The following is a 23,272-nucleotide window of genomic DNA, read 5'->3' as shown; positions in this document are numbered from 1 at the left end:
TTGCGTTGCGCAGAGTTGCTGCCGATGCACGCCGTGTGGCGTACGTTGCCTCTGACCACAAAGGGCGCGGTATCGGGTGGGAGAGAAGGGGCCGTCGTGCTGAAGGAACGCGTGCTCAGAGTCTGGGTCGACTGGACGGTGTCCGTGACGTCCCGGGTCCGGGGGAAGGACCGGGATGCGGGGGCGGGGTTTGTGGAGTATGCGGGGCTGATGATTCTTATTGCGGGGATCTTCGTCCTGATCGACGGCCTGGGTCTCGACGGCCAGATCTCCGGAGCCATTCAGGACGCCGTCTCAGATGTGATCGGCGGCTGACACGCCGACTTCTCCGCGATGACAGAGGGCAGACACTCCCCATCTACATCTGGCTGACGGGGATTCTTCTCTTTGTCGCGCTGGCCTTCTTCGCTTTCGCCCAGGCGGCGTCGGCACGCAATGGAGCCCAGTCGGCTGCTGATGCCGCAGCGCTGGCCGCCGCTCAGGAGTCCAGGGACGAACTGGCGGAAGGGCTCGGACTGTCCATAGGCGAGGGCGACGACTGGCTCGACTGGCTCGCCGGTGACCGGCTCACCGATGCCGGGGCCCAGGATGCGGCGGCAGCGCTCGCTGCTGACAACGACTCGCAGGTCCGCGATTTCGGGCCGACCGAAGTGAACGGGTTCCCCGGGTACCGGGTTTCGGTCGAGACCAACTACACGGTGGGCGACTCCGTCATTCCTGGTACGGAGTCCCAGCACGCAAAGGCTGACGCCACTGCCGTCATCAAACCGCGCTGCGACGTCGCCCCGTCGAGCGATCCCGAGAAGGTCGTGGAATTCGATTGCGACGGCGGCGAATCCTTCGAGATCGACCCTGAGGACTTCGAGCTGGGCGATCTTCCGGACGCATCCGTTCTCTTCTCTGTCCACCTGGCCGACTGACAATCGATTGACGAGAGAGGGAAGCCGTAGCGATGAACATTCGGCGTACCGCGACGACCCGTAGGGCAATGACCGCTGTGGCGATCACGACTGGACTGGTCTTCACGGTGGCCGGCTGCGGCGGTGGCGACGGTGATGGCGACAAGTCCGAGAACAAGTCGACCTCCACATCATCCTCCGAGCAAGGCAAGGGCGACGATGGAGAGGGCGAGAGTGGACAGGCGCCCAAGACCGACGAGGTACTGGCTGAAGTCAAGGGTGAGGAGAGCATCACCCTGACGGTCACCTCCGCCGTTCGGGACGACGGCGGCTTCGTGACGGTCTCCGGCAAGGTGACGAACAACGGCGGCAGGTTCTGGGCGGCCGCCAACTGGCGTGGCGAGGAACGCGAGTTGAACAAGAACGGTTCGTCCGTGGCAGGTGCGAACCTGATCGACAACGCGGGCAAGAAGAAGTACCTCGTCCTCCGCGACACGCAGGGGCGATGCCTGTGCACCAAGTTCACGGGCGGCGTCAAGCCGAGCCAGACCGCGGAGTGGTACGCGCAGTTCCCCGCACCGCCGGAGGGCACCATCAAGGTCGACTTCCAGGTGGGCGCCATGCCCCCCGCCCCCATCGAGATCTCCGAGGGCGAGTGACCCATGACCCGCCACCTCCGCCTCGCGGGCGCCGCCACCCTGACGACCCTGGTCCTCTTCGCACCCCCGGCCCTCGCCGACGACGATCCCTCCGCCCCACCCGGCAGCACCACCACCTCCCCACCCCCCGAAGTCGACTCCAACAGTCCAGGACTGAAGCTTGCCGACGGCGCGACCCTCGCGCCCGCGAAGGTGCTTGACATCAAGTCCGTCGTCGAGGACCTCGGCGGCGAGGAGCGGCGCGAGGACACCAACACCGACGTGAAGTTCGCGCTGCAGGCGGAGGTCCTGTTCCCCAAGGACAGCTCGAAGCTGAACCCGGAGGCGAACGCCCGGATCCAGGCCATCGCGGAGGAGGCCGAGAACCAGAAGGCCACGGACGTCAGGGTGTTCGGCTTCACGGACAGCCTCGGCTCCTACAGCCACGGCAAGAAACTCTCCCGCGAACGCGCGGAAGCCGTGCACGACAAGCTGGCGAGCTACCTCGGCCCGGACGTCACGTTCTCCGTGCGCGGCTACAGCGAGGACTACCCGATCGCGGACAACAGCTCCGAGGAGGGCCGCAAGAAGAACCGCCGCGTCGAGGTCTCGTTCCCACGCGGAGCGGCAGGCACCCCGGACACCCCGGACACCCCGGAGACCGCGGACGCCCCGGAAGACGACGACGCCCCGGACACGGGGACCACCGGCTCGATGTGAGAATGCCTGGATGCTCAGTGACGACGAGTGGTCCCGGCTCCGGGACGGACTGCGGCTCGGGCAGGTCTTCACCGGCACCGTGGTCCGCGTACCGAAGCCCGGGGCGATCGGCGTGTTCGTGGATGTCGGGCTCCCCGTCGGCGGCTTCGTTGACGTGCTGCTCCTGCCGTACGACATCGCACGCTGGCCGTCGGAGGGCACGGTCGCCGCATTCGAGCTGTGGTGGGCGGACCCGGACCCCCGGCGGCAGCAGATCCGTCTGAAGCCCGCCGACCCCGCCTTCCTGCGCGAGGACTTCGACGAGCTCATGGCGAGCGTGCGCCCGAACTGGCCCTCGCTGATCGGGCACCCCCTCGATCACGGACGGAACACCTCGACTTCCTGAGGCGCGAGCGGGCGCCCCCGGAATCACAACCCCCGGAAAACCCTGATGTGCCCCCGCGCCCCCGATGTCACGATTGCCCCATGAACAGCACCACAGGCCAGACCCCCCGCACCTTCGAAGACCTCGTATCCGAAGCCGAGGCCGCGCCCACCGAAGGGTGGGACTTCTCCTGGTTCGAGGGCCGGGCCACCGAGGCGCGCCCCACCTGGCGGTACGCCGAGGCGATGGCGCGCCGTCTCGCCGCCGCCTCCGCGAGCCTCGACATCCAGACCGGCGGCGGCGAAGTGCTCGCCTCCGCCACCACGCTGCCCCCGCTCGCCGTCGCCACGGAAGGCTGGCCCGCGAACGTCGCGAAGGCCACAGCCCTGCTGCACCCGCGCGGCGTCGCGGTCGTCGCGTCGCCGGAGGACGCGCCGCTGCCGTTCGCCGACGGCGCGTTCGACCTGGTCACGAGCCGCCACCCGGTCAAGGCCCACTTCGACGAGATCGCCCGCGTGCTGCGCCCCGGCGGTGCGTACTTCGCCCAGCACGTCGGGCCCGCCAGCGTCTTCGAGGTCGTCGAGTACTTCCTCGGACCGCAGCCGGAGGAGGTCAGGAACGCCCGCCACCCGGAGCAGGAGCGCGCCGAGGCCGAGGCGGCGGGCCTCGAGGTGGCGGACCTGGAGGTGGAGCGGCTGCGGATCGAGTTCCACGACATCGGCGCGGTCGTCCACTTCCTCCGCAAGGTGGTGTGGATGGTGCCGGGCTTCACTGTGGAGGCGTACCGGCCGCGGCTGCGTGAGCTGCACGACCGGATCCAGGCGGAAGGCCCCTTCGTCGCCCACAGCACGCGGCACCTGTTCGACCTCCGCAAGCCGGTAGTGTCGAACAAGTGAGTGACCGGGGCAGCACCCGGGCAAGTGACCGTGCGAGCCAGGGGAGTTGACCGTGCCCAAGGACAGAGAGCCCTACGCCTGCGGGCTGGAAGCCGCGGTGGACGTCGTCGGCGGCAAGTGGAAGCCGATGATCCTCTGGGCGTTGCACTCGGGCACGACACTGCGCTTCGGTGAGCTCAAGCGGCACATCGTCGGTGTCAGCGAGAAGGTGCTGAGCCAGCAGCTGCGGGAGCTGGAGTCCGACGGCGTCGTGCACCGCGAGGTCTATCGCGAAGTGCCGCCGAAGGTCGAGTACTCGCTGACCGCCCTCGGCGAGTCCCTCAATACGGCCCTGATGCCCCTGGGGTTGTGGGGGGACCAGCACATGCAACAGGTGGTGGCGAACAAGGCGGCAGCCGACGGCAAGGCCGATAGCGCCGCTTAACCCGCCAACCAGGGCGTAATACTCAGAGCGGTCTCATGCCCCGTACCACGACATACGCGTGACATACCCCCCGAAACTGAATCCAAGATTCCGCATCGTTATCAATACTGGCTCGTTTCGCCTCCGGGCGTCACGTAAGTTCAGACCAAGGCTAATTCGCGTGAGCAAATCGCGCGTGCGGTGCCGCGCGGTGGAGGGGGCCGCGCGGCACCGCGAGCCGTCACTCCGCACCGCCCCCGGCGTCGCCCAAGACGATCCGCGCACCCCGGCGTACGCCCCACCGGGCCATCGCCCCGGCCTCCGCCTCGATCACATGCCTGGCCCGCAAACGCGGCAGCCCGAGGCGCCCGGGGCGCATCGTCCGGACGGACAGCACGCGCCACCCGCGGTCGAGATACGCCACATCAATGGCGAACCGCATCCGCACGGTGTGCACGCCGCGCGCCGGAGTCAGCAGAAGCGCCCCCGACACGCCCGTGCGCCCGAGCAGTCCCTTCCGTCGCGCCCGTGCCGAGTCCGCGATCTCCAGAGGGATGGCCGCCGGGGGCTCCGAGGGGGCCGTCGGCCCGGGGGTCGGCGGGGGAGCGGACACCTTCATCGTCGCCATGCCCGCGAAGTTAGCGGCCCGGCAGCCCGGGACGTCAAGCACGCGTCCCCGGCGGGGTCCCTCTTGGGGGTTACCGACTCGCCCGGCCGAAAAACGCCCTCGAACCCGCAATTCCGCCGGTAGAACGGGATCGCGCAGTCGTCGGCCGGTCTCGGAGAGTAGTTGTCGGGCGCCAATGCACCCAGCAGCACTTACGAAGGGTTATGGTGGAAACCCCCCCTCGGGCCGGTCCGTCTCCCCCCCACGGACCGGCCCGATTTTTTGTGCCACGGGCGCGAAAGATCCGGACGCCACCGGAAGATCGACATCCGGTTATCGTCAGGGACATGTCGAACCAATTCCCCCCACCCTCCGCTCCCCAGCCCGGCCAGCCGCCCCACCCCGGCCTCCCCACGTACAACGGCCCCGCCCAGGACCCCGCATCCGCATACGGGCAGGGCTACGGCCAGGCCTATGGCTACGGGCAGGGCCCGATGGGTCCGCCGCGGATGCCCGGCGTCGTCCGCGCCGCGCAGATCGTCATCTGGGTGCTCGCCGGTCTCACCGTCCTCGGCAGCGTCCTCCTGATAGCCATCTCCAACCCGGAGACCGCGGGCGCCGCGCTCGGCGTGAACGTCTGCCTCCTGGTCGCGGCCGGTATGGCCTTCCGCTTCGGCACCGCGGGCCACGGCATCCGCGTCACGTGCATCGTCCTGATGAGCGTGCAGATCCTCTTCGGGCTCGGCGGCGCGGCCTCGGGCAACCCGGGCGGCCTGCTGCCGCTGCTGGGCGCCATCGCCACGGTGATCCTGCTCTCGCAGAGCATCGCGGGCGCGTGGTTCAAGCGGCCGCGCGTCTGACGGAGCGCGAAGCATCCGGGCGGCGCGCGGCAGGCCCGGACATCCGGACAGCAGAGAGCCCCGGGCCGGAACACATCCGACCCGGGGCTCTCTCGCGTCGGCCCGCCGGGTCAGCCCCGCCCGGCCCAGATGTTGGTGCCGGGCGTCGACACCGCGAACGTGTCGATCGCGGACAGCTCGGCGTCCGTCAGCTTCGGGCCCGCCAGCGCCGCCACGTTCTCCTCCAGCTGCTTGACGCTGGAGGCGCCGATCAGCGCGGAGGTCATCCGCTCGTCGCGGAGCACCCAGTTGAGCGCGAGCTGGGCCAGGGACTGGCCGCGGTCCGCCGCGATGTCGTTCAGGCCGCCCAAGCGGCGTACGACCTCGTCGCTCAGGAGCCCCGGGTCGAGGGACTTGCCCTGCGTCGCGCGCGAGCCCTCCGGAATGCCCTTCAGGTACTTGTTCGTGAGCAGGCCCTGGGCGAGCGGCACGAAGGAGATGCAGCCCATACCGGCCGCCTCCAGGGTGTCGAGCAGCCCGTCGTCCTCGGTCCAGCGGTTGATCATCGAGTACGACGGCTGGTGGATGAGCGCGGGAACGCCCATCTCCCGCAGCAGGCGGGCCGCTTCGGCGGTCTGCTCGCTGTTGTACGACGACACGCCGACGTAGAGCGCCTTGCCCTGCTGCACGGCGGAGGCGAGGGCGCCCATCGTCTCCTCGAGCGGGGTGTCCGGGTCGAAGCGGTGGGAGTAGAAGATGTCTACGTAGTCGAGGCCCATCCGCTCAAGGGAGGCGTCGAGCGACGAGAGCAGGTACTTGCGGCTGCCCCACTCGCCGTACGGGCCGGGGTGCATCAGGTACCCCGCCTTGGTCGAGATGACCAGCTCGTCGCGGTGAGCGGCGAAGTCCTGTGCGAAGAGCTTGCCGAAGTTGAGCTCCGCCGAGCCGGGCGGGGGACCGTAGTTGTTCGCCAGGTCGAAGTGGGTGACGCCCAGGTCGAAGGCGCGGCGCAGGATCGCGCGCTGCGTGTCGAGGGCCTTGTCGTCGCCGAAGTTGTGCCAGAGACCGAGCGAGACGGCGGGCAGCTTCAGGCCGCTGCGGCCCGTACGCCGGTACTCCATCGAGTCGTACCGGTCCTGTGCCGCGCGATACATAGACGTGTCGTTCATGGGTACGAAGCTACTTCAGCAGCTTAGGGCCCGACTGTGGAGGGACGCTCGAGCGGCGGTAGGGTGTCGCCCTCGGGGTTGCTCTGGGCGCACCCCTTGAGGATCGCCATCTGCTGGAGGCTGACACACGTGAACCTGCGCGACCTGGTGTACGGACTTTACGCACGCCGGGTGGAAGGCCGCCTCGACCACGACCAGGTGCCCAAGCACATCGGGGTCATCCTCGACGGCAACCGCCGCTGGGCGAAGGCCGCGGGCGGGACCACCGCAGAGGGCCACCAGGCGGGCGCACACAAGATCGAGGAGTTCCTCGGCTGGTGCGCCGAGACGGATGTCGAAGTCGTCACACTGTGGATGCTCTCGACCGACAATTTCGACCGGCCCGAGGGCGAGATGAAGCCGCTCCTCGGCATCATCGAGGCCACCGTCCGCTCGCTCGTCGCCGACGGCCGCTGGCGTGTGCACCACGTCGGCGCGCTCGACCTGCTGCCGGCCCACACCCAGATGGTCATGAAGGAAGCGGAAGAGGCGACCCGCACCAACACCGGAATACTGGTCAACGTCGCCGTCGGCTACGGAGGCCGCCAGGAGATCGCCGACGCGGTCCGTTCGCTGCTCCTGGAGCGGGCGGAGAACGGCGTCAGCCTGGAGGAGGTCGCGGAGAACGTCGACATCGACCAGATCTCCAAGCACCTCTACACCAGCGGCCAGCCGGACCCCGATCTGGTGATCCGTACGAGTGGTGAGCAGCGTCTCTCCGGATTCATGCTCTGGCAGTCCGCTCACTCCGAGTACTACTTCTGCGAAGTCTTCTGGCCGGCCTTCCGAAAGGTCGATTTCCTGCGTGCGCTGCGTGATTACGCGGCCCGCCACCGCCGTTACGGGGGATGACTCCACAGCGCTCCTGAGGTCGGGGCCACCCAGAGTTAACCAACGCGTCGTCATATGCCCTGGCATGGCTGCGCATGTTCGAGGGAATACCCCTTCCAGGTCGACGTCCGAGCAGTATCCGACAGGGACGTCGTATCTCAGCGGGCGGCATGAGCCGTCCGCCCGGGAGGCCCTTTGCACCAGGACGACCGTGTGAACAGCGCGGGCGACGTGGAGGGCCGGTGCTCGGCCCGCGCATCGCGGCCCGCGACCGGTCCGGTTCACGCCCGCCGGATCGTCCCCGGGATCCCTCCCGTCGCTCCCCGACCTCATCCGAGGGGGTACGTCCTTCCGTGGTGACCAGCACAAAGCGCCGCATGCCCGACAGGCGCACCTACGTTCTCGACACCAGCGTCCTGCTGGCCGACCCGAACGCCCTGACCCGCTTCGACGAGCACGAAGTCGTGCTGCCGGTCGTCGTGGTGACGGAGTTGGAGGCCAAGCGGCACCATCCGGAGCTCGGCTACTTCGCCCGGCAGGCCCTGCGCCTGCTGGACGACTTCCGCATCCGGCACGGCCGCCTGGACGCCCCGATCCCCATCGGGGACCTGGGTGGCTCGCTGCGTGTCGAGCTCAACCACTCCGATCCCGGCGTGCTCCCGGCCGGCTACCGGTTGGGGGACAACGACTCACGGATTCTCGCCGTAGCACGCAATCTCCAGGCGGAGGGGTACGACGTCACGGTCGTGTCCAAGGACCTGCCGCTCAGAATCAAGGCGTCGTCGGTCGGTCTCCTCGCCGAGGAGTACCGGGCGGAGCTCGCCATCACGGACTCCGGCTGGACCGGAATGTCCGAACTGACCCTCTCCGGTGAGCAGGTCGACCTCCTCTTCGAGGAAGACACGCTGTATGTCCCCGAGGCGTCGGACCTGCCCGTACACACGGGGCTGACCATCCAGTCCGAGCGGGGCAAGGCCCTGGGCCGCGTCACGGCCCAGGGCAACGTCCGGCTCGTGCGCGGCGACCGGGAGGCCTTCGGGCTGAAGGGGCGGAGCGCGGAGCAGCGGGTCGCGCTCGATCTGCTCCTCGACCCGGACGTCGGCATCGTCTCGATGGGCGGCCGCGCGGGCACCGGCAAGTCGGCGCTGGCGCTCTGTGCGGGCCTGGAGGCCGTCCTGGAGCGCAGGCAGCACAAGAAGGTGATGGTCTTCAGGCCGCTGTACGCGGTGGGCGGGCAGGAGCTCGGCTATCTGCCCGGCACCGAGGCCGAGAAGATGGGCCCTTGGGCGCAGGCGGTCTTCGACACGCTCGGCTCGGTGGCGGGCAAGGAGGTCATCGAGGAGGTCACCGCGCGCGGGATGCTCGAAGTGCTCCCGCTCACCCACATCCGCGGGCGCTCGCTGCACGACGCGTTCGTGATCGTGGACGAGGCGCAATCCCTGGAGCGGAACGTCCTGTTGACCGTTCTGTCCCGAATCGGGGCGAACTCCCGGGTCGTACTGACCCATGACGTGGCCCAGCGCGACAACCTCCGTGTGGGGCGGTACGACGGGGTGGTTGCCGTCGTCGAGAAGCTGAAGGGGCATCCGCTCTTCGCGCACGTCACGCTCACGCGCTCGGAGCGGTCGCAGATCGCGGCCCTGGTGACCGAAATGCTGGAGGACGGTCACATCTGAGGCAGTTCACGGCAGTTGCACCACACGGGACGCCGTCCGGCAAAGCGAAGGAGCCTAGCCGGGCGGCGTCTTGCTGCACCCCTGTTTCCGAAAAACTCCTGGGGCAAACGAGGTGTGAGCTTTCCCACGCAACGGAGAATTGCCTTGCGGTGTCGAGCTGGGGCAGAGTCTGGGTCCTGTCAGGCCCCGCATGCGACACACGTGTACCCCCAGCGGTACGACAACTCGAGCACCACAGAACTTCATAGTGACCGTCGCATGCCGCCCGAGCACCACGCGGCGCTCCCACAACGGGAGTTGTCCACCGGGTCCGTGCCTCCCGTGACCGATCAACAGCGGAGGCCAGCGCCAGGGGCACGATTGCGTCCGCGAGGTCACCTATGCGGGCGATGCTGGAAGGAAACCGTGTGAGCCGGATTTCGGTCCGGGGATTCGCCGTGGCTTCTGCCACCGCGGTCACCACCGTCGGCGCTGTCGTGGGTGTTGCCTCGGGCGACACCCAGCCCTCGAACACGAACGACCTCGAGGCAGCGGCAAGCGACGCGACGCTCCTCGCAGACATACCCGCGGGCCAGCAGGCCCAGGTCCAGACCGCGTCCCTGACGCAGCAGGCCGACGCGCAGGCCATGGCCGCCGACACTGCCGCGAAGAAGACCGCCGCGGAGGAGGCCCGTAAACAGGCCGCCGCCTCGGCGATCGAGAAGCAGCAGGCCGCGGAGAAGGCCGAGGCCGCGCAGAAGGCCGCGGACAAGAAGGAGCGTGAGGAGAAGAAGGCCGAGACCAAGGCCAGCCGCTCCTCCAGCCGCGACGCCTCCAGCTTCGCGCCCCAGGGCTCTTACACGGTCTCTCAGGTCCAGGCGATGGCACGGCAGATGATCCCCGGGGATCAGTTCCAGTGCTTCAGCAACATCGTCAACCACGAGTCCACGTGGAACTACAAGGCGACGAACGCCTCTTCGGGTGCCTACGGCCTCGTCCAGGCGCTGCCCGGTTCCAAGATGGCCTCGGCCGGTTCCGACTGGCAGACCAACCCGGCCACACAGATCAAGTGGGGCCTCAACTACATGAACGACCGCTACGGAAGCCCGTGCGGAGCCTGGAGCTTCTGGCAGGCGAACAACTGGTACTAGGCCGCATTCCGGCCGTACCGCGCTCAACCTTGCGAGGCCCCTCACCGTCCTACGGTGAGGGGCCTCGCCCGTGTACGGTCGGTCCGGACAGCTCCAGGGGGGAGTGGTGGGGAAAGACGGGGGTAAGGGACGGATCATGTCGCGAGTGCCAGGGTGGCTCGGCCGGCTCGGCGCCGGACTGAGTGGAATGGGCGAGCGGTTGGACGAGCGCCGCGACAAGCAGGACCGGGCGGACGCCGACGAACCGCGGGCCGGATTGCGCGTACGGACGCGCGCCGATGCCGGCGATGCCGCCGATGATGACGCGCTCGACGCGTCCTTCGCCGAGGACGAGCGCGATGGCGCGGGGGAGCACGAGTACGTGCCACCGCCGCCCGCGTACGCGCCCGATGTGGCGGCCAGGCCCGACCCCGTGAACGCCGTGCCGTGGGGCATGCGCGTCGCGGCCGAGGCGGGCTGGCGGCTGCTCGTCCTCGCGGGCACCCTCTGGGTGCTGATGAAGGTCATCAGCGCGGTGCAGCTGGTGGTGCTCGCCTTCGTGGCGGCCCTGCTGATCACCGCGATGCTGCAGCCCACCGTGTCCCGGCTCAAGAAGCTCGGACTGCCACGGGGTCTGGCGACCGCGGTCACCGCGATCCTCGGCTTCGTCATCATGGGCCTGGTCGGCTGGTTCGTGGTGTGGCAGGTCATGGACAACGTCGACGAACTGTCGCGGCAGGTCCAGGACGGCATCGAGGATCTGCGCAAGTGGCTGCTCAACAGCCCCTTCCACGTGACCGAGGACCAGATCAACGACATCGCCAAGAGCCTGCGCGACGCGGTCGGCGCCAACACGGAGGAGCTCACCTCCGCGGGCCTCGAAGGCGTCACGGTGATCGTCGAGGCGATGACCGGCATCCTGCTCGCGATGTTCTCGACGCTCTTCCTGCTCTACGACGGCAAGCGCATCTGGCAGTGGACGCTGAAGCTGGTGCCCGCCGAGGCGCGACCGGGCATCGCGGGTGCGGGCCCCAGGGCCTGGCGCACGCTCACCGCGTACGTCCGCGGGACGGTGATAGTGGCTCTGATCGACGCCATCTTCATCGGGCTCGGCATCTACTTCCTAGGCGTGCCGATGGCCGTGCCGCTCGCCGTGTTCATCTTCCTGTTCGCGTTCATCCCGCTGGTCGGCGCCGTCGTCTCGGGCGCGCTCGCGGTGGTCGTCGCGCTGGTCACGCAGGGCGTGTTCACGGCGGTGATGGCGCTGGCGGTGGTGCTCGCGGTGCAGCAGATCGAGGGCCACATCCTGCAGCCGTTCATCCTCGGGCGTGCGGTGCGGGTGCACCCGCTGGCCGTGGTGCTCTCGGTGGCGGCGGGCGGCCTCGTGGCCGGGATCGGCGGTGCGGTGGTCGCCGTTCCGCTGGTCGCCGTCACGAACACGGTCGTCGGATATCTGCGGGCGTACTCCCGGGAGGCCGCGCTGAAACAGGCGCCGCAGCCGCGGGGCGCCACGGCGGTGGACGCGTCGCCGGTGAAGGCAGCGCCGGTGAACGAGCCGCCCGTGGACGCGGCGCCCGCGGAGCAGTCGAAGTAGGCAGGTCCCACCTAGAAGTAAGCAGGTCCCACCTACACGAAACGCCGGGCGGGCTGGATGTCATCCAGCCCGCCCGGCGTGTGCGGACGAACCCGGCGGAGCCGGTGATCGACGGTGCGGAGAACTACTCCGCGAGGTGTGCTTCGGAGTCCAGCGTGACGCCGACGGCCTGGATGACCGCAGCGATCTTGAAGGCCTCCTGGATCGTCTCGCGGTCGACACCGGCCTTGCGCAGGACCTGCTCGTGCGAGTCCAGGCACTGGCCGCAGCCGTTGATCGCGGAGACCGCGAGGGACCACAGCTCGAAGTCGACCTTCTCGACGCCCGGGTTGCCGATGACGTTCATCCGCAGACCGGCGCGCATCGTCCCGTACTCCGGGTCGGAGAGCAGGTGGCGCGTGCGGTAGAAGACGTTGTTCATCGCCATGACGGCGGCGGCCGACTTGGCGGCCGTGTACGCCTCGGGGGAGAGGTTCGCCTTCGCCTCGGGCTCGAGCTCGCGCAGCACCTTGGGGGAGCGGGACGCGATGGCGCAGGCCAGCACGGTGCCCCACAGCTGCTGCTGCGGCAGGTCGCTGTTGCCGATGACCGAACCGAGGTTCAGCTTCAGGTCCTTGGCGTAGTCCGGTACGGCGGACTTCAGTTCGTCGAGTGCCATGTCAGAAGGCTCCGTTCACTCGCCGGAGAGCAGCGCGACCGGGTCGAGGGTCTCGTCGCCCTTGCTCCAGTTGCAGGGGCAGAGCTCGTCGGTCTGCAGGGCGTCGAGGACCCGGAGGACCTCCTTGGGGTTACGGCCCACGGAACCGGCGGTCACCATCGTGAACTGGATCTCGTTGTTCTGGTCGACGATGAAGACGGCGCGCTGCGCGAAGCCGTCCTCGCCCTCGATGCCGAGGTCACGCATGAGCTCGTGCTTCGAGTCGGCCAGCATCGGGAAGGGCAGGTCGGTCAGGTCCGGGTGGTCCTTGCGCCAGGCGTGGTGCACGAACTCGGAGTCACCGGAGAAGCCGAGGACCTGGGCGTCACGGTCGGCGAACTCGTCGTTCAGCTTGCCGAACGCCGCGATCTCGGTCGGGCACACGAAGGTGAAGTCCTTGGGCCACGCGAAGACGATCTTCCACTTGCCCTCGTAGGTCTTGTGGTTGATCTGCTCGAACTCCTTGCCGGTCTCCAGGGAGACACAGGCAGTGAGGTCGAACTCGGGGAACTTGTCACCGACAGTGAGCACACGTACTCCTTGCAGCAAAGAAAATCCCTTTTGGGGAGTTTCCTGTGGGGTTGGACTGATGTCGATGGTGGCACAGGGTGCATTGATTAGGGAAATAGCTAGAGTGGGTCGTGTTGATCGGAGGTGGCTATCAGTGCGAGCCATAAATAGGGGCAAGCAGCCCAGCGGCAGACAGCCGAGCCTGGCGCAGCTGCGCGCCTTTTCCGCCGTGGCCGAGCATCTGCACTTCAGGGATGCCGCCTCGGCGATCGGCATGAGTCAGCCCGCCCTCTCGGGGGCCGTGGCCGCGCTGGAGGAGGCACTGGGTGTCAAGCTCCTGGAGCGGACCACCCGAAAGGTGCTGCTCTCGCCCGCGGGCGAGCGCCTCGCGATCCGGGTCGAGGCGGTGCTCGACGAGGTCGAGGCGCTGATGGAGGAGGCCGACGCCGTCAAGGCGCCGTTCACCGGGGCGCTGCGGCTCGGCGTGATCCCGACCGTCGCGCCCTATCTGCTGCCGACGGTGATCGCGCTGGTCCACGACAAGTACCCCGACCTGGACCTCCAGGTGCACGAGGAGCAGACCTCCTCGCTCCTCGAAGGGCTCACCGCCGGACGGCTCGACCTGCTGCTGCTCGCCGTGCCGCTCGGCATGCCCGGCGTCACCGAACTGCCGCTCTTCGACGAGGACTTCGTGCTCGTCACGCCCCTCGACCACTGGCTCGGCGGCCGCGAGGGCATCCCCCGCGAGGCGCTGAAGGAGCTGAACCTGCTGCTCCTCGACGAGGGCCACTGCCTGCGTGACCAGGCCCTCGACATCTGCCGGGAGGCGGGCCGGGCCGATGCCCCCGTCACCACGACCGCCGCCGGGCTCTCCACCCTCGTCCAGCTGGTCGCGGGCGGCCTCGGGGTGACGCTGCTGCCGCGCACGGCGGTGCGGGTCGAGACGACCCGCAGCAATCAGCTGCTCACCGGGTACTTCGCGGATCCCGCGCCCACCCGGCGGATCGCGCTCGCGATGCGGAGTGGCGCTGCGCGGGGTGCGGAGTACGCGGAGCTGGCCTCCGCCTTGAAGGAGGCGGTGCGGCCGTTGCCGGTGCGGATCGTGTGATCGATCCCGCACCGGCTCCCCGCCGCCTGCCGTGGGCCGTTCTCTGCCGCGGGCCGGTGGGGGTTGGTCGCGCAGTTCCCCGCGCCCCTTGGAGTTGTCCGGCCTCGCCTTCTCCGCGGGCCGGTGGGGGCTTGTCGCGCCCACGCGGCGGAGCCGCATATGTGACGGCCCCGCGCCCCTGAGTGCCCCTGCGGGGACCCAGGGGCACTCAGGGGACTCGGGAGTTACTCCGTGCGGAGGCCGTCCGGGCGCATCATCCGCCGCAGCGGCGGCAGGCTGAGCAGGGTCACGGCAAGGACCATCGCCGCGCCCGCGCCCGTCAGCGGCACGAACGACCACCAGTCGGTGACGCCCTTGTCGATCATGCGGGTCATCACCACGCCGAGGCCGAGGCCGCCGCCGATCGCGAGGGCGAGGCCCAGGGCGACCGGGATCGCCGTCTGCCACAGGAGCGACCAGCCCATCGACGAGCGGCGCGTGCCGAACGCGGTGAGGACCGCAAGGAGCCGCTTGCGCTCGCGCAGTTGCTCGATCATCGACACCAGCATGGACGCCGCGATCAGTGCCATCGTGGCGCTCGCGCCGATCTGCAGACCGCGCGAGATGGAGGCGTACTGCTTGTCGCGGTCGACCGCCTTCAGCGAGTCCACGCCGACGAAGGGACCGATCCGGGCCGCCGCGTTGCGCACGTACTCCTCGGCGTCCGGCTCCTTCGGGTCGAGCTTGACCCAGGAGGTCGTCGACGCGTCGTCCAGCTTCTTGATGTCGACGGCGCCGGGCGTGGCGAAGACGCCGTCGATCTTCCTGCCGGACGGGTTGTTCCTGGCATCGACGGTGGGCGTGCCCTTCGGCAGCGTCCACAGGACCGGCTTGGCGCCCTTGTTGAAGTCGGGGTCGGGCCCGACGTTGATCGGCTTGCCGGGGCGTGCGGTCTCGTCCACCCAGCTGTTCTGCTCCTTGCTGCCCGTGTGGACGACGAAGGTGTCGCCGTCCTTGCAGGAGTCGAGGTGCGCCAGCTCGCGCAGGGTCGCGCAGGTGCCGATGGTCAGCTCGGTGGTCGGCGTCAGGTCCCTGACCTTCTTGCCGCCGGGCCGGGTGACGTACGCCTGCACGGTCCCGACGACCTTGGTGACGCCCTTGGTCGCGGTGAAGTCGTCGATCATCCGCTGGGCGAGCGGACCGCTGGCGGTTCCGCTGCGGACCGTGAGCTGGGCGCGCGAGGTGTCCTGGCCCGTGAGCTGGTTGAAGTCGTCGTGCATGGACGCGAACATCATCTGCAGTGCCACCGCTCCCGCCACCGCGACGGTGATCCCGCTGACCGCGCGGGACGCCGTGCCGGTGGTCAGCTGCAGCCTGCGGACGGCGAGCTGCCAGGGCACGGGCCCCCCGCGCAGCCGTCCCACGACGGCCTCGACGAGCCAGGGCAGCAGCGCGCTGAGCCCGATCAGGGAGAGCGCCGAACCCACCGCGATCGCCGTCACGTTGACGGAGTCGTTCCCCATGTTGCGGTCGATGCGGCCGGAGAAGAGCAGGATGCCGATGCCGAGGACCGGCAGCACCACCCGCCACCACAGGCGGCGCTTGCGCTGCTTGCCGCCCCGGACCACCCCGAGCGGTTCGATGGCGACCGAGCGCAGCGAGATCAGTGTCACCAGGACCGCCGACACCGGCACGGCCACCGCGACCAGCACCGCGAGGCCCGCCGACGGCACCATGTCGGACGGATAGGCGCTGACGTTCGTCAGGTCGACCACGCCCACGAGCTGGCGGAGCAGCAGGAAGAGGACGGCGCCCGCGGCGAGCCCGAGGAGCGCGCCGAACAGCGCCTCACCGGCCGCGATCCTGCGTACCGCGCGGGCGTCCGCGCCGACCAGGCGCAGGGCCGCGAGCCGCCGGTCGCGCCGGTCGCCGCCGAACCGCACGGCCGTACCGATGAAGATCGCCACCGGGGTGAGCAGGACGACGCAGATCAGGACGACGAGTGCCATCAGGAACGGGTCGAGGGGCAGCGAGTTGTCCTGCCCGAAGCTCTCGACGCGGTAGTTGTTGCCCGTCGCGGTGATCTTGTCGCTGCCCACGTAGTAGTAGAGCTCGACCGGTGAGAGGAGGCCCGCCTTGCCGATGGTGCCGGTCACGCGGAAGTCGCTGAAGCGTTCCTTCAGCAGCTTGTTCGCCGGGTCGTCGAGCAGGTCGCGCATCGCGGGCGAGACGACCATCTCGTTGGGCCCGGGGATCTTGTCGAGTCCCGGCGGCAGCGCCGGGCTCTTGCCGTCGGCGCGCAGGAACAGGCCGGTCGGGCTCTTCCCCCGGAAGGTGGTGCCGGTGTTGCGCATGACCACCGTCGAGTCGCTCGCCTTGACCGGCTCGCCGTCGAAGGAGGAGTGCGGTGTGCGCGCGACCGACCGGTCGTCGCGGTTCTGGAGCATGTTCGGCACCGACGCGGCGCCGAGCAGCAGCGCGACGCCGAGGCCGACGCCGAGGGCGGTCAGGATCGTGCGGATCCAGCCCTCGCGGCCGCCGCCCGCCGCGAACCGCACGCCCATGCTCAGGTCGCGGATCCAGACACTCATACGATCCGCTCCATGTCACGGGACTTGCCGTCGCGCACGATGACCTCGCGGTCGGAGTAGGCGGCGACGCGGGTCTCGTGGGTCACCAGGACGACGGCCGCGTTGGTCGAGCGGGCCGCGTCGGTCAGGAGCTCCATGACGCGCTCGCCGTTGAGGGAGTCGAGGGCGCCGGTCGGCTCGTCGGCGAAGATCACGCGCGGGCTGGTGGCGAGCGCGCGGGCGACGGCGACGCGCTGGCCCTGGCCGCCGGAGACCTCGCCGGGCCGCTTGGCGGCGACGTCGTCGACCTCCAGGCGCGCCATCCAGGTGAGGGCGGTGGCCTCGGCCTCCTTGCGCTTGGCGCCGTTCAGCCGCAGCGGGAGCGCGACGTTCTCGACGCAGGTGAGCTCGGGCACGAGCTGGCCGAACTGGAAGACGAAGCCGAACTCGCTGCGGCGCAGGGCGCTCAGATCGGCGTCCGAGAGGCCGGTCAGCGAGCGGCCGTTGTACGTGATGGAGCCCTCGTCGGGGCGGACGATCCCCGCGAGGCAGTGCAGCAGGGTCGACTTTCCGGAGCCGGACGGACCCATGACGGCCACGACCTCGCCGGGATGGATGGAGAAGGCCGCGCCGTCGAGCGCGGTGGTCGGGCCGTACGCCTTGCGGAGTCCGTTGGCCACGAGAAGGGAACCTGCGGGGGTCATGCGGAGCGCACCTCCAGGGCGAGCTTGCCGAGGCGCGCGGCGGTGAGCTCCAGCCAGCGCAGATCGGCTTCGAGGTGGAACAGCGCGTGGTCGCAGATGAGCTGGTCGGCGAGGTCGCCCTTGCGCTTGCGGTCGGTGAGGATGCGCATCAGGCGCAGGTGTTCGGCGCGCTGTACGTCGAGGAGTTCGGCGGCGTCGCGTTCGGTGAGGAGCGCGAGGACGACCTTGGTGTAGAGGGTCGACTGGAGATAGGGCTCCGGCTTCTCCGGGGTGGCGAGCCAGCGCTGGACATCCGTGATCCCGGCTTCGGTGATCGCGTACCGCTTGCGCTCCGGGCCGCCGCCCGCCTCTATGCCGTCGACCTCGACGAGGCCGTTCTTCAGCAGGCGGGACATGGTCGAGTAGACCTGCCCGTAGTGCAGTGGCTTGTCGTGCCCGAACTTCTCGTCGAAGGCGCGCTTGAGGTCGTAGCCGTGTCGGGGGCCGGACTCCAGGAGTCCCAGAAGGGTGTGGCCAATGGACATGCGGAGCACTCTACACGGTGTGTATACGTGCTGTGTATACGCCTCGTGTATACGGCTGACGTGGAGCACACTTGTGCGATGACGAGCAACCTTCCAGGCCCTGGGATCGTCGGTTCCTAAGGGCAGGTGCTCATTGTCACGTCCGCAAAAGACCGGATCGGCAGGAGTTTGTCCCAGGGTGCGGTGTTAGCTTCATGAGCTGACTCGACGTACGCATGTTGACTAGACCGAAGCGGAGCACTCTCAGTCATGGGCCGAGCCGAAGAACGACAAGCGCGGCAGCGCGGCGCCCGCCGGGCAGCGCGCAAGCGCCCGTCCGGCGGCAAGCGCACCGGCATACGCCGCTTCTTCACCTGGAAGAAGATCCTCGGGACGTTCTTCGCGTTCTGTCTGCTCGGCATGCTCGGGTTCGTGGTGCTGTACCTCGTGGTGGACATACCCAAGGGCAACGCCGCGGCGAAGATGCAGAGCAACGTCTACAAGTACAGCAACGGCGACGTCATCGCGCGGACCGGCGACGTGAACCGCGAGATCGTCGACCTGGACAAGGTCCCCAAGGACGTCCAGAAGACCTTCGTCGCCGCCGAGAACAAGTCCTTCTACAAGGACGAGGGCATCGACTTCAAGGGCACCGCCCGCGGCGTCCTCAACACGGTGACCGGCAAGGGCAAGCAGGGCGGCTCGACGATCACCCAGCAGTACGTGAAGAACTACTACCTCAGCCAGGACCAGACCGTCAGCCGCAAGCTGAAGGAACTGGTCGTCTCGCTGAAGGTGGACCGCGAGAAGAGCAAGGACGACATCCTCGCGGGCTACATCAACACCAGCTATTACGGCCGCGGCGCCTACGGCATCCAGGCCGCCGCCCAGGCCTACTACAGCGTCGACGCCAAGGACCTGAACGTGCAGCAGGGCGCCTACCTCGCCGCGCTGCTCCAGGCCCCGAGCCAGTACGACTGGTCGTCCGCGACGCCGACCGGCCGCAAGCTCGTCAAGGCGCGCTGGAACTACGTCCTCGACAACATGGTCGAGGAGGACTGGCTGGACTCCGGCAGGCGTTCGGGGCTGAAGTTCCCGACGCCGCACGACCCCAAGGCACCGCCCGGCCGTGAGGGCCAGATCGGCTACCTCGTGGAGGAGGCCAAGCGCGAGGTCCTGCGCAACAGCAACCTCAGCGAGGCCGAGTTCGAGGCGGGCGGCTACACCGTCACCCTGAACATCGACCCCAAGAAGCAGAAGCAGCTCGAGAAGGCCGTCGACGCCAAGCTGAACGACAAGCTCGACCGCAAGAAGAGCAAGGCGGACGCCCGCGTCCAGGCGGGCGCCGCGTCCGTCGACCCCAAGACGGGCAAGGTCCTCGCCATGTACGGCGGCGAGGACTACGTGAAGCACTACACGAACAACGCCACGCGCCGCGACTACCAGTCGGCCTCCACCTTCAAGCCCCTCATCCTCGCCGCGGCCCTGGAGAACGGCTCGAAGACGCAGGAGGGCCTGCCGATCACCGCGAGCACGGTCTACGACGGCACCAGCAAGCGCCCGGTCAAGGGCGGCGACGTCGCCTTCTCGCCGCCGAACGAGGACAACGTCAACTACGGCGACGTCACCGTCCAGAAGGCGATGAACAAGTCCGTCAACTCCGTCTTCGCGCAGATGGGCGTCGACGTGGGCATGCCCAAGGTCATGGAGACGGCGGGCAAGCTCGGCATGGACGTCAAGGGCCTGCCCGCGGTGCCCGCCCAGACCCTCGGCTCCATGGGCGCGAGCCCGCTGGAGATGGCCGGTGTCTACGCCACGCTCGACAACCACGGCAAGAAGGTCACCCCGGCCCTGGTCGGCTCCGTCGAGCACAAGGACAACACGGTCGACCTGCCGGACCCGATCGGCGACCAGGTCGTCCAGCGCGGCACCGCCGACTCCATCACCTCGGTCCTGACCGGCGTGGTCGACGACGGCACCGGCCGCGCGGTGCGCAACTCCGCGCAGGACATCGCGGGCAAGACCGGTACCTCCGACGACAACAAGTCGGCCTGGTTCACCGGCTACACGCCGAAGCTCGTCACCTCGGTCGGCCTGTTCGGCGAGGGCGTCAAGGGCGATCAGGTGTCCATGAAGGGGGCGGGCGGCTTCAAGCGCATCAACGGCTCCGGCTTCCCCTCCGAGATCTGGGCGGCCTACACGTTCGACGCCATGGGCGCGCCCAGCTCGTTCGACCTCGACACGAACATGGGCGCCGCCATCGCGCCGGTCCCCGACCCGTCGTCGAGCGTCTCGAAGGAGCCGTCGAGCACTCCGACGGAGTCCGAGGACGACGACGAGCCGACGAAGAAGCCGACGAAGACGCCGACCGCGACGCCGACGCCGACCCCGACGCCGACTCCGACGCCGACCAAGACGACCCCGCCACCCACGACCGACCCGAACCCGACGGACTCCGACGGGCCGCCGGACGACCCGGAGGACGGCCTGTTCGGCAGGGACTGACCCGCAGGCTCCGTACGAAAGGAAGGCGCCCCGGACCATCGAGGTCCGGGGCGCCTTCGCGCGTATCGGAGGGGATGTGCCGGAGCGGGCCGGTCAGCTCCGGTTCAGTTCGAACCAGACGACCTTGCCGGTGCTCAGCCGCGTGGCACCCCAGCGCCGCGCCATCTTGTTGACCAGGTACAGGCCGCGGCCGCCCTCGTCCGTGGCACGCGCCTGCCGCAGCCGGGGCAGCTGCGGCACGTCGTCGCCGACCTCGCAGCGCAGCACGTCGGTGCGGAGCAGCCGCAGGGTGATCGGCCGCGACGCGTACCGCACGGCGTTCGTCACGACCTCGCTGAACAGCAGCTCCACGGAGTCGGTCATCTCCTCCAGACCCCAGCGCGCCAGTGCGCTGCGGGCCAGCCTGCGGGCCCGCGACGGCGTCGCGCTCTCCGGTTCCAGGAACCAGTACGCGACGTCGCTCGGCGCGATCCCGTCGAAGCGGGCGGCGAGCAGCGCGATGTCGTCGTCCCGGTCGCCGGGGCCGAGCATGTCGAGCACCTCGTCGCAGAGCGCCTCCAGGGGCGGCGGATGGTCCGGTCCCGTCAGCTGGGCGGTGGCGGCGAGCCGCTCGCGCAGCTGCTCTATGCCGGTCCACACGTCGCGCAGCCGGGACTCGACCAGACCGTCCGTGTAGAGGAGCAGCGTCGCGCCCGCGGGGGCGTCGAGCTCCACGGCCTCGAAGTCGACCCCGCCCACGCCGATGGGGGCGCCCGGCGGTACGCGCAGGACCTCCGCCCGGCCGCCCAGGTGCAGCAGGACGGGCGGCGGGTGCCCGGCGTTGGCGATGGTGATGCGGTGCGAGACCGGGTCGTACACCGCGTACAGGCAGGTGGCCATGCGGTCGGAGCCGAGCCGCTGGGCCTGCTCGTCCAGGTGGTGCAGGACCTCCTGGGGCGGCAGGTCGAGCCCGGCGAGGGTCTGTGCGGTCGTCCGCAGCTGGCCCATGATCGCCGCGGAGGTCATGGAGTGCCCCATGACGTCGCCGACGACCAGGGCGACCCGGCTGCCGGGCAGCGGGATGGCGTCGTACCAGTCGCCGCCGACCCGGGCGGTCTCGGCGGCCGGGAGATAGCGCGAGGCGAGCCGCACGCCGGTCGGGCGCGGCAGTGTCTCGGGGAGCATGGTGCGCTGCAGCTCGTCGGCGATGTACGCCTCGCGGCCGTACAGGACCGCTTTGTCGATGCCGAGCGCGCTGTGCGTGGCCAGCTGGGCGGCGACCAGCAGGTCGTCCGCCTCGAACGCGGGCCGGTCGGGGCGGCGCAGGAACACGGCCGCGCCGATCACCCTGCGGCGGCCCCGCAGCGGCGCAAGGATGCCCCGCTGTCCGCCCGGCAGGGTGCGCCCCTCGCCGAGCAGTTCGGGCAGTGCGGCGCGCGCCGCCGCCGAGTCGGCGAAGACCGGGCGCACCCCGCGCAGCACCTCGGCGAGCGCGCCACCGGGCTGCACCTCGCACAGCTCGGCGCTGCCCATGACATCCGTGATGTCCGTGATATCGGGCTGCACCACCTGCAGCGCGGGCAGGGTGCTGCCGCCGTCGGTGTCCGGCTCCTCGCCGCCCTCCTCGATGGAGCGCAGCCGGTCGGAGCGGCGCAGCCGGAGGACCAGCGGGCCCGTGGGCCGCTCGTCGCCGACCGGCAGCGGATCGCGCAGATAGACCAGGATCGCGTCGGAGAACGTCGGCACCGTCGCCCGGCACAGCCCCATCACGATCTCGTCGAGGTCGATGCCGCGGGCGATGCGCCGGGTCGCGGCGCCCACAAAGCGCAGCCGGTCGCCGTCACGCCGCATCGACACCGGCCCCGAACCCGGCGGCCTCGGCTGCCCGGAGCGCCGCTCCTCGCCGTCCGGCGGGCCCACGGGCCCGGGACCCGACTGCGCGGGCACGCCGCTGTCCGGCACGGGGCGCGGCCGGTGCGGGTCGGGCTCGGCGGCCGAGTGGGCGGAGTACGCGGAGGACTGGGAGTGCTCGCCGGACGGCGGCACGTGGGCGTCCGAGGGCACGTCGCCCGCGCGTGCCTGTGCCGCCGCGGCACTGCCGCCGCCGTCCCGCGTGGGTTCGGGGGAACGCAGCAGCGCCCCGCGGGGATCCGCGGGGGCGGTCGTCCTGGCAGCTGGTGCCTTGCGACCCTCGTGGGGGGTGAGGTGCTCCGTCACGCGTTTCGAATCCGTCCGTCCGGGGCTGCGCGCGGTGCGCGCCGTCCAGCGTTGCACGTTGCTCAGCCGCGTCGGCAGTGCAGAAAGACCTGATGCTCGGGTGGTGCGTCGGTGCTTGCGGGGGCGTACGAATACGTGTCCTCGCCGGTGATCTCGAAGCCCGCGTCCCGCACGACCTGCCGCAGTTCGTCCCGCAGGTAACCCGATACCCGGATTGTGTGCCCCAGGAACGGAATTGCCGCGTCATCCAGGTCCGCCTCGACCATGGACAGCTCCATCAGGCCGCCCGGCCGCAGCAGGCCGTGCAGCAGCCGCAGCGCTTCGGGGATCTCGGCGCGCGGCAGCATCAGGAGGGCGAAGAAGCACGCCACGCCGTCGAACCGGCCGACGCCGCCCGGCCCTTCGGCCCGGAGGTCGGCGATGTCGAGTTGCCGGAACTCGGCTGCCGGGACGTTCTTTCCCGCCAGCTCCAGCATGCCTTCCGAGATGTCCGTGCCGAGGACCGAGTGGCCGGATTCGGTCAGTTGCCTGGCGGTCGGAAGGCCGGTGCCGCAGCCCACGTCGAGGATGCGGGAACCGGCCGGAAGCGCCGCCGTGAGGTGGCGTCCCGCGGCCAGTTGGCCCTCCTTGTGGGGGAAGGCGTCGTCGTAGTGCTGCCCGATGGCGTCAAAGGCCTCGGCCTGGCCTCTGCGGTCCTCGCTCACGTTCTGCCGCCC

At 69.6% G+C, this 23,272-nt stretch carries 23 protein-coding genes and 1 pseudogene; 15 read left to right on the top strand and 9 right to left on the bottom strand.

The annotated features are described in order from the left end of the window. Positions 1 to 96: 96 nt before the first annotated feature. From ABZV77_RS06085 to ABZV77_RS06050, 8 genes and pseudogenes are all read left to right on the top strand, one after another. A complete protein-coding gene (locus tag ABZV77_RS06085) occupies positions 97 to 315 on the top strand; it encodes a hypothetical protein (RefSeq protein ID WP_356252321.1) in 219 nt (72 codons plus the stop codon). Then, positions 312 to 473, top strand: a pseudogene (locus tag ABZV77_RS06080) (pilus assembly protein TadG-related protein); the annotation flags it as partial. The gene ABZV77_RS06085 and the pseudogene ABZV77_RS06080, both read left to right, overlap by 4 nt. Positions 474 to 698: 225 nt before the next feature. Continuing rightward, a complete protein-coding gene (locus ABZV77_RS06075; protein WP_356252431.1) occupies positions 699 to 920 on the top strand; it encodes a hypothetical protein in 222 nt (73 codons plus the stop codon). Positions 921 to 952: 32 nt separating this feature from the next. Then, complete coding sequence (locus tag ABZV77_RS06070) at positions 953 to 1,558, top strand: hypothetical protein (protein ID WP_356250810.1); 606 nt, start codon at positions 953 to 955, stop codon at positions 1,556 to 1,558. A gap of 3 nt (positions 1,559 to 1,561) precedes the next feature. Beyond that, on the top strand, positions 1,562 to 2,257 hold the full coding sequence (locus ABZV77_RS06065) for an OmpA family protein (RefSeq protein ID WP_356250807.1): 696 nt from the start codon (positions 1,562 to 1,564) through the stop codon (positions 2,255 to 2,257). Positions 2,258 to 2,267: 10 nt separating this feature from the next. Next, on the top strand, positions 2,268 to 2,642 hold the full coding sequence (locus ABZV77_RS06060; protein ID WP_356250805.1) for a hypothetical protein: 375 nt from the start codon (positions 2,268 to 2,270) through the stop codon (positions 2,640 to 2,642). An 80-nt stretch (positions 2,643 to 2,722) separates the two neighbouring features. Then, positions 2,723 to 3,517, top strand: a complete 795-nt coding sequence (locus ABZV77_RS06055; RefSeq protein ID WP_356250802.1) for a class I SAM-dependent methyltransferase — start codon at positions 2,723 to 2,725, stop codon at positions 3,515 to 3,517. A gap of 52 nt (positions 3,518 to 3,569) precedes the next feature. Further along, a complete protein-coding gene (locus ABZV77_RS06050; RefSeq protein WP_356250799.1) occupies positions 3,570 to 3,941 on the top strand; it encodes a helix-turn-helix domain-containing protein in 372 nt (123 codons plus the stop codon). A gap of 220 nt (positions 3,942 to 4,161) precedes the next feature. Here ABZV77_RS06050 and ABZV77_RS06045 read toward each other — a convergent pair whose 3' ends face one another. After that, positions 4,162 to 4,539: a DUF192 domain-containing protein gene (locus tag ABZV77_RS06045; protein ID WP_356252318.1), complete on the bottom strand. Its 378-nt coding sequence runs from the start codon at positions 4,537 to 4,539 to the stop codon at positions 4,162 to 4,164. A 335-nt stretch (positions 4,540 to 4,874) separates the two neighbouring features. Here ABZV77_RS06045 and ABZV77_RS06040 point away from each other — a divergent pair, with 335 nt between their 5' ends. Further along, complete coding sequence (locus tag ABZV77_RS06040; RefSeq protein ID WP_356250796.1) at positions 4,875 to 5,387, top strand: hypothetical protein; 513 nt, start codon at positions 4,875 to 4,877, stop codon at positions 5,385 to 5,387. Positions 5,388 to 5,497: 110 nt separating this feature from the next. Here ABZV77_RS06040 and mgrA read toward each other — a convergent pair whose 3' ends face one another. Further along, positions 5,498 to 6,535 (bottom strand): L-glyceraldehyde 3-phosphate reductase, encoded by a 1,038-nt coding sequence (gene mgrA, locus ABZV77_RS06035; protein ID WP_356250793.1) that lies wholly within the window; start codon positions 6,533 to 6,535, stop codon positions 5,498 to 5,500. A gap of 129 nt (positions 6,536 to 6,664) precedes the next feature. Here mgrA and ABZV77_RS06030 point away from each other — a divergent pair, with 129 nt between their 5' ends. The 4 genes from ABZV77_RS06030 to ABZV77_RS06015 all read left to right on the top strand — a co-directional run bounded on the left by ABZV77_RS06030 (position 6,665) and on the right by ABZV77_RS06015 (position 11,784). Continuing rightward, positions 6,665 to 7,426: an isoprenyl transferase gene (locus ABZV77_RS06030; RefSeq protein ID WP_356250790.1), complete on the top strand. Its 762-nt coding sequence runs from the start codon at positions 6,665 to 6,667 to the stop codon at positions 7,424 to 7,426. Positions 7,427 to 7,758: 332 nt separating this feature from the next. Then, the gene (locus ABZV77_RS06025) at positions 7,759 to 9,081 is read left to right on the top strand and encodes a PhoH family protein (RefSeq protein ID WP_356250787.1); all 1,323 of its coding nucleotides are present in this window, start codon (positions 7,759 to 7,761) and stop codon (positions 9,079 to 9,081) included. A gap of 389 nt (positions 9,082 to 9,470) precedes the next feature. Then, positions 9,471 to 10,211 carry a transglycosylase SLT domain-containing protein gene (locus ABZV77_RS06020; protein WP_356250785.1) on the top strand — a complete coding sequence of 247 codons (741 nt, stop codon included), beginning with the start codon at positions 9,471 to 9,473 and terminating at the stop codon, positions 10,209 to 10,211. A gap of 136 nt (positions 10,212 to 10,347) precedes the next feature. Beyond that, entirely contained in the window at positions 10,348 to 11,784 is a 1,437-nt protein-coding gene (locus tag ABZV77_RS06015; protein ID WP_356250782.1) for an AI-2E family transporter, read from the top strand. A gap of 124 nt (positions 11,785 to 11,908) precedes the next feature. Here the strand turns inward: ABZV77_RS06015 and ABZV77_RS06010 are convergent, their stop codons facing one another. Then, positions 11,909 to 12,442, bottom strand: coding sequence for an alkyl hydroperoxide reductase (locus ABZV77_RS06010; RefSeq protein WP_055568864.1), 534 nt, complete (start codon positions 12,440 to 12,442; stop codon positions 11,909 to 11,911). Between the two features lie 15 nt (positions 12,443 to 12,457). Then, a complete protein-coding gene (locus ABZV77_RS06005) occupies positions 12,458 to 13,012 on the bottom strand; it encodes a peroxiredoxin (protein WP_164321132.1) in 555 nt (184 codons plus the stop codon). 142 nt (positions 13,013 to 13,154) lie between these two features. On the opposite strand from ABZV77_RS06005, the gene ABZV77_RS06000 reads away from it, so the two are divergent. Then, positions 13,155 to 14,099, top strand: a complete 945-nt coding sequence (locus tag ABZV77_RS06000; RefSeq protein WP_356252315.1) for a hydrogen peroxide-inducible genes activator — start codon at positions 13,155 to 13,157, stop codon at positions 14,097 to 14,099. Between the two features lie 224 nt (positions 14,100 to 14,323). Here ABZV77_RS06000 and ABZV77_RS05995 read toward each other — a convergent pair whose 3' ends face one another. The 3 genes from ABZV77_RS05995 to ABZV77_RS05985 are packed head-to-tail and all read right to left on the bottom strand — an operon-like array spanning position 14,324 to position 17,876. Further along, a complete protein-coding gene (locus tag ABZV77_RS05995) occupies positions 14,324 to 16,669 on the bottom strand; it encodes an FtsX-like permease family protein (RefSeq protein WP_356250779.1) in 2,346 nt (781 codons plus the stop codon). Further along, on the bottom strand, positions 16,666 to 17,352 hold the full coding sequence (locus ABZV77_RS05990) for an ABC transporter ATP-binding protein (protein WP_356250777.1): 687 nt from the start codon (positions 17,350 to 17,352) through the stop codon (positions 16,666 to 16,668). The genes ABZV77_RS05995 and ABZV77_RS05990 overlap by 4 nt, the downstream gene beginning before the upstream one ends. Further along, a complete protein-coding gene (locus ABZV77_RS05985) occupies positions 17,349 to 17,876 on the bottom strand; it encodes a PadR family transcriptional regulator (RefSeq protein WP_150185977.1) in 528 nt (175 codons plus the stop codon). The genes ABZV77_RS05990 and ABZV77_RS05985 overlap by 4 nt, the downstream gene beginning before the upstream one ends. A 249-nt stretch (positions 17,877 to 18,125) precedes the next feature. On the opposite strand from ABZV77_RS05985, the gene ABZV77_RS05980 reads away from it, so the two are divergent. Next, the gene (locus tag ABZV77_RS05980; protein ID WP_356250775.1) at positions 18,126 to 20,360 is read left to right on the top strand and encodes a transglycosylase domain-containing protein; all 2,235 of its coding nucleotides are present in this window, start codon (positions 18,126 to 18,128) and stop codon (positions 20,358 to 20,360) included. A 93-nt stretch (positions 20,361 to 20,453) separates the two neighbouring features. On the opposite strand, the gene ABZV77_RS05975 is transcribed toward ABZV77_RS05980, so the two are convergent. Further along, positions 20,454 to 22,556: an ATP-binding SpoIIE family protein phosphatase gene (locus ABZV77_RS05975; RefSeq protein ID WP_356250773.1), complete on the bottom strand. Its 2,103-nt coding sequence runs from the start codon at positions 22,554 to 22,556 to the stop codon at positions 20,454 to 20,456. A gap of 62 nt (positions 22,557 to 22,618) precedes the next feature. Further along, entirely contained in the window at positions 22,619 to 23,260 is a 642-nt protein-coding gene (locus ABZV77_RS05970) for a class I SAM-dependent methyltransferase (RefSeq protein ID WP_356250771.1), read from the bottom strand. Positions 23,261 to 23,272: the final 12 nt, after the last annotated feature.

Origin of the sequence: Streptomyces sp. NPDC004732, from assembly GCF_040609235.1 — a bacterium.
Classification (GTDB): Bacteria; Actinomycetota; Actinomycetes; order Streptomycetales; family Streptomycetaceae; genus Streptomyces.
The sequence above is the reverse complement of the archived record's forward strand: the minus strand, read 5'-3'. Positions and strand labels throughout refer to the sequence as shown.

Excerpts from the sequence above, each read along its gene's own strand:
- ABZV77_RS06070 (WP_356250810.1), top strand. The coding sequence starts at position 953 with ATGAACATTCGGCGTACCGCGACGACCCGTAGGGCAATGACCGCTGTG.
- ABZV77_RS06055 (WP_356250802.1), top strand. The coding sequence starts at position 2,723 with ATGAACAGCACCACAGGCCAGACCCCCCGCACCTTCGAAGACCTCGTA.
- ABZV77_RS06060 (WP_356250805.1), top strand. The coding sequence starts at position 2,268 with ATGCTCAGTGACGACGAGTGGTCCCGGCTCCGGGACGGACTGCGGCTC.
- ABZV77_RS05985 (WP_150185977.1), bottom strand. The coding sequence starts at position 17,876 with ATGTCCATTGGCCACACCCTTCTGGGACTCCTGGAGTCCGGCCCCCGA.
- ABZV77_RS06015 (WP_356250782.1), top strand. The coding sequence starts at position 10,348 with ATGTCGCGAGTGCCAGGGTGGCTCGGCCGGCTCGGCGCCGGACTGAGT.
- ABZV77_RS06010 (WP_055568864.1), bottom strand. The coding sequence starts at position 12,442 with ATGGCACTCGACGAACTGAAGTCCGCCGTACCGGACTACGCCAAGGAC.
- ABZV77_RS06065 (WP_356250807.1), top strand. The coding sequence starts at position 1,562 with ATGACCCGCCACCTCCGCCTCGCGGGCGCCGCCACCCTGACGACCCTG.
- ABZV77_RS05995 (WP_356250779.1), bottom strand. The coding sequence starts at position 16,669 with ATGAGTGTCTGGATCCGCGACCTGAGCATGGGCGTGCGGTTCGCGGCG.
- ABZV77_RS06045 (WP_356252318.1), bottom strand. The coding sequence starts at position 4,539 with ATGAAGGTGTCCGCTCCCCCGCCGACCCCCGGGCCGACGGCCCCCTCG.
- ABZV77_RS05980 (WP_356250775.1), top strand. The coding sequence starts at position 18,126 with ATGGGCCGAGCCGAAGAACGACAAGCGCGGCAGCGCGGCGCCCGCCGG.
- mgrA (WP_356250793.1), bottom strand. The coding sequence starts at position 6,535 with ATGAACGACACGTCTATGTATCGCGCGGCACAGGACCGGTACGACTCG.
- ABZV77_RS05990 (WP_356250777.1), bottom strand. The coding sequence starts at position 17,352 with ATGACCCCCGCAGGTTCCCTTCTCGTGGCCAACGGACTCCGCAAGGCG.
- ABZV77_RS06020 (WP_356250785.1), top strand. The coding sequence starts at position 9,471 with ATGCTGGAAGGAAACCGTGTGAGCCGGATTTCGGTCCGGGGATTCGCC.
- ABZV77_RS06040 (WP_356250796.1), top strand. The coding sequence starts at position 4,875 with ATGTCGAACCAATTCCCCCCACCCTCCGCTCCCCAGCCCGGCCAGCCG.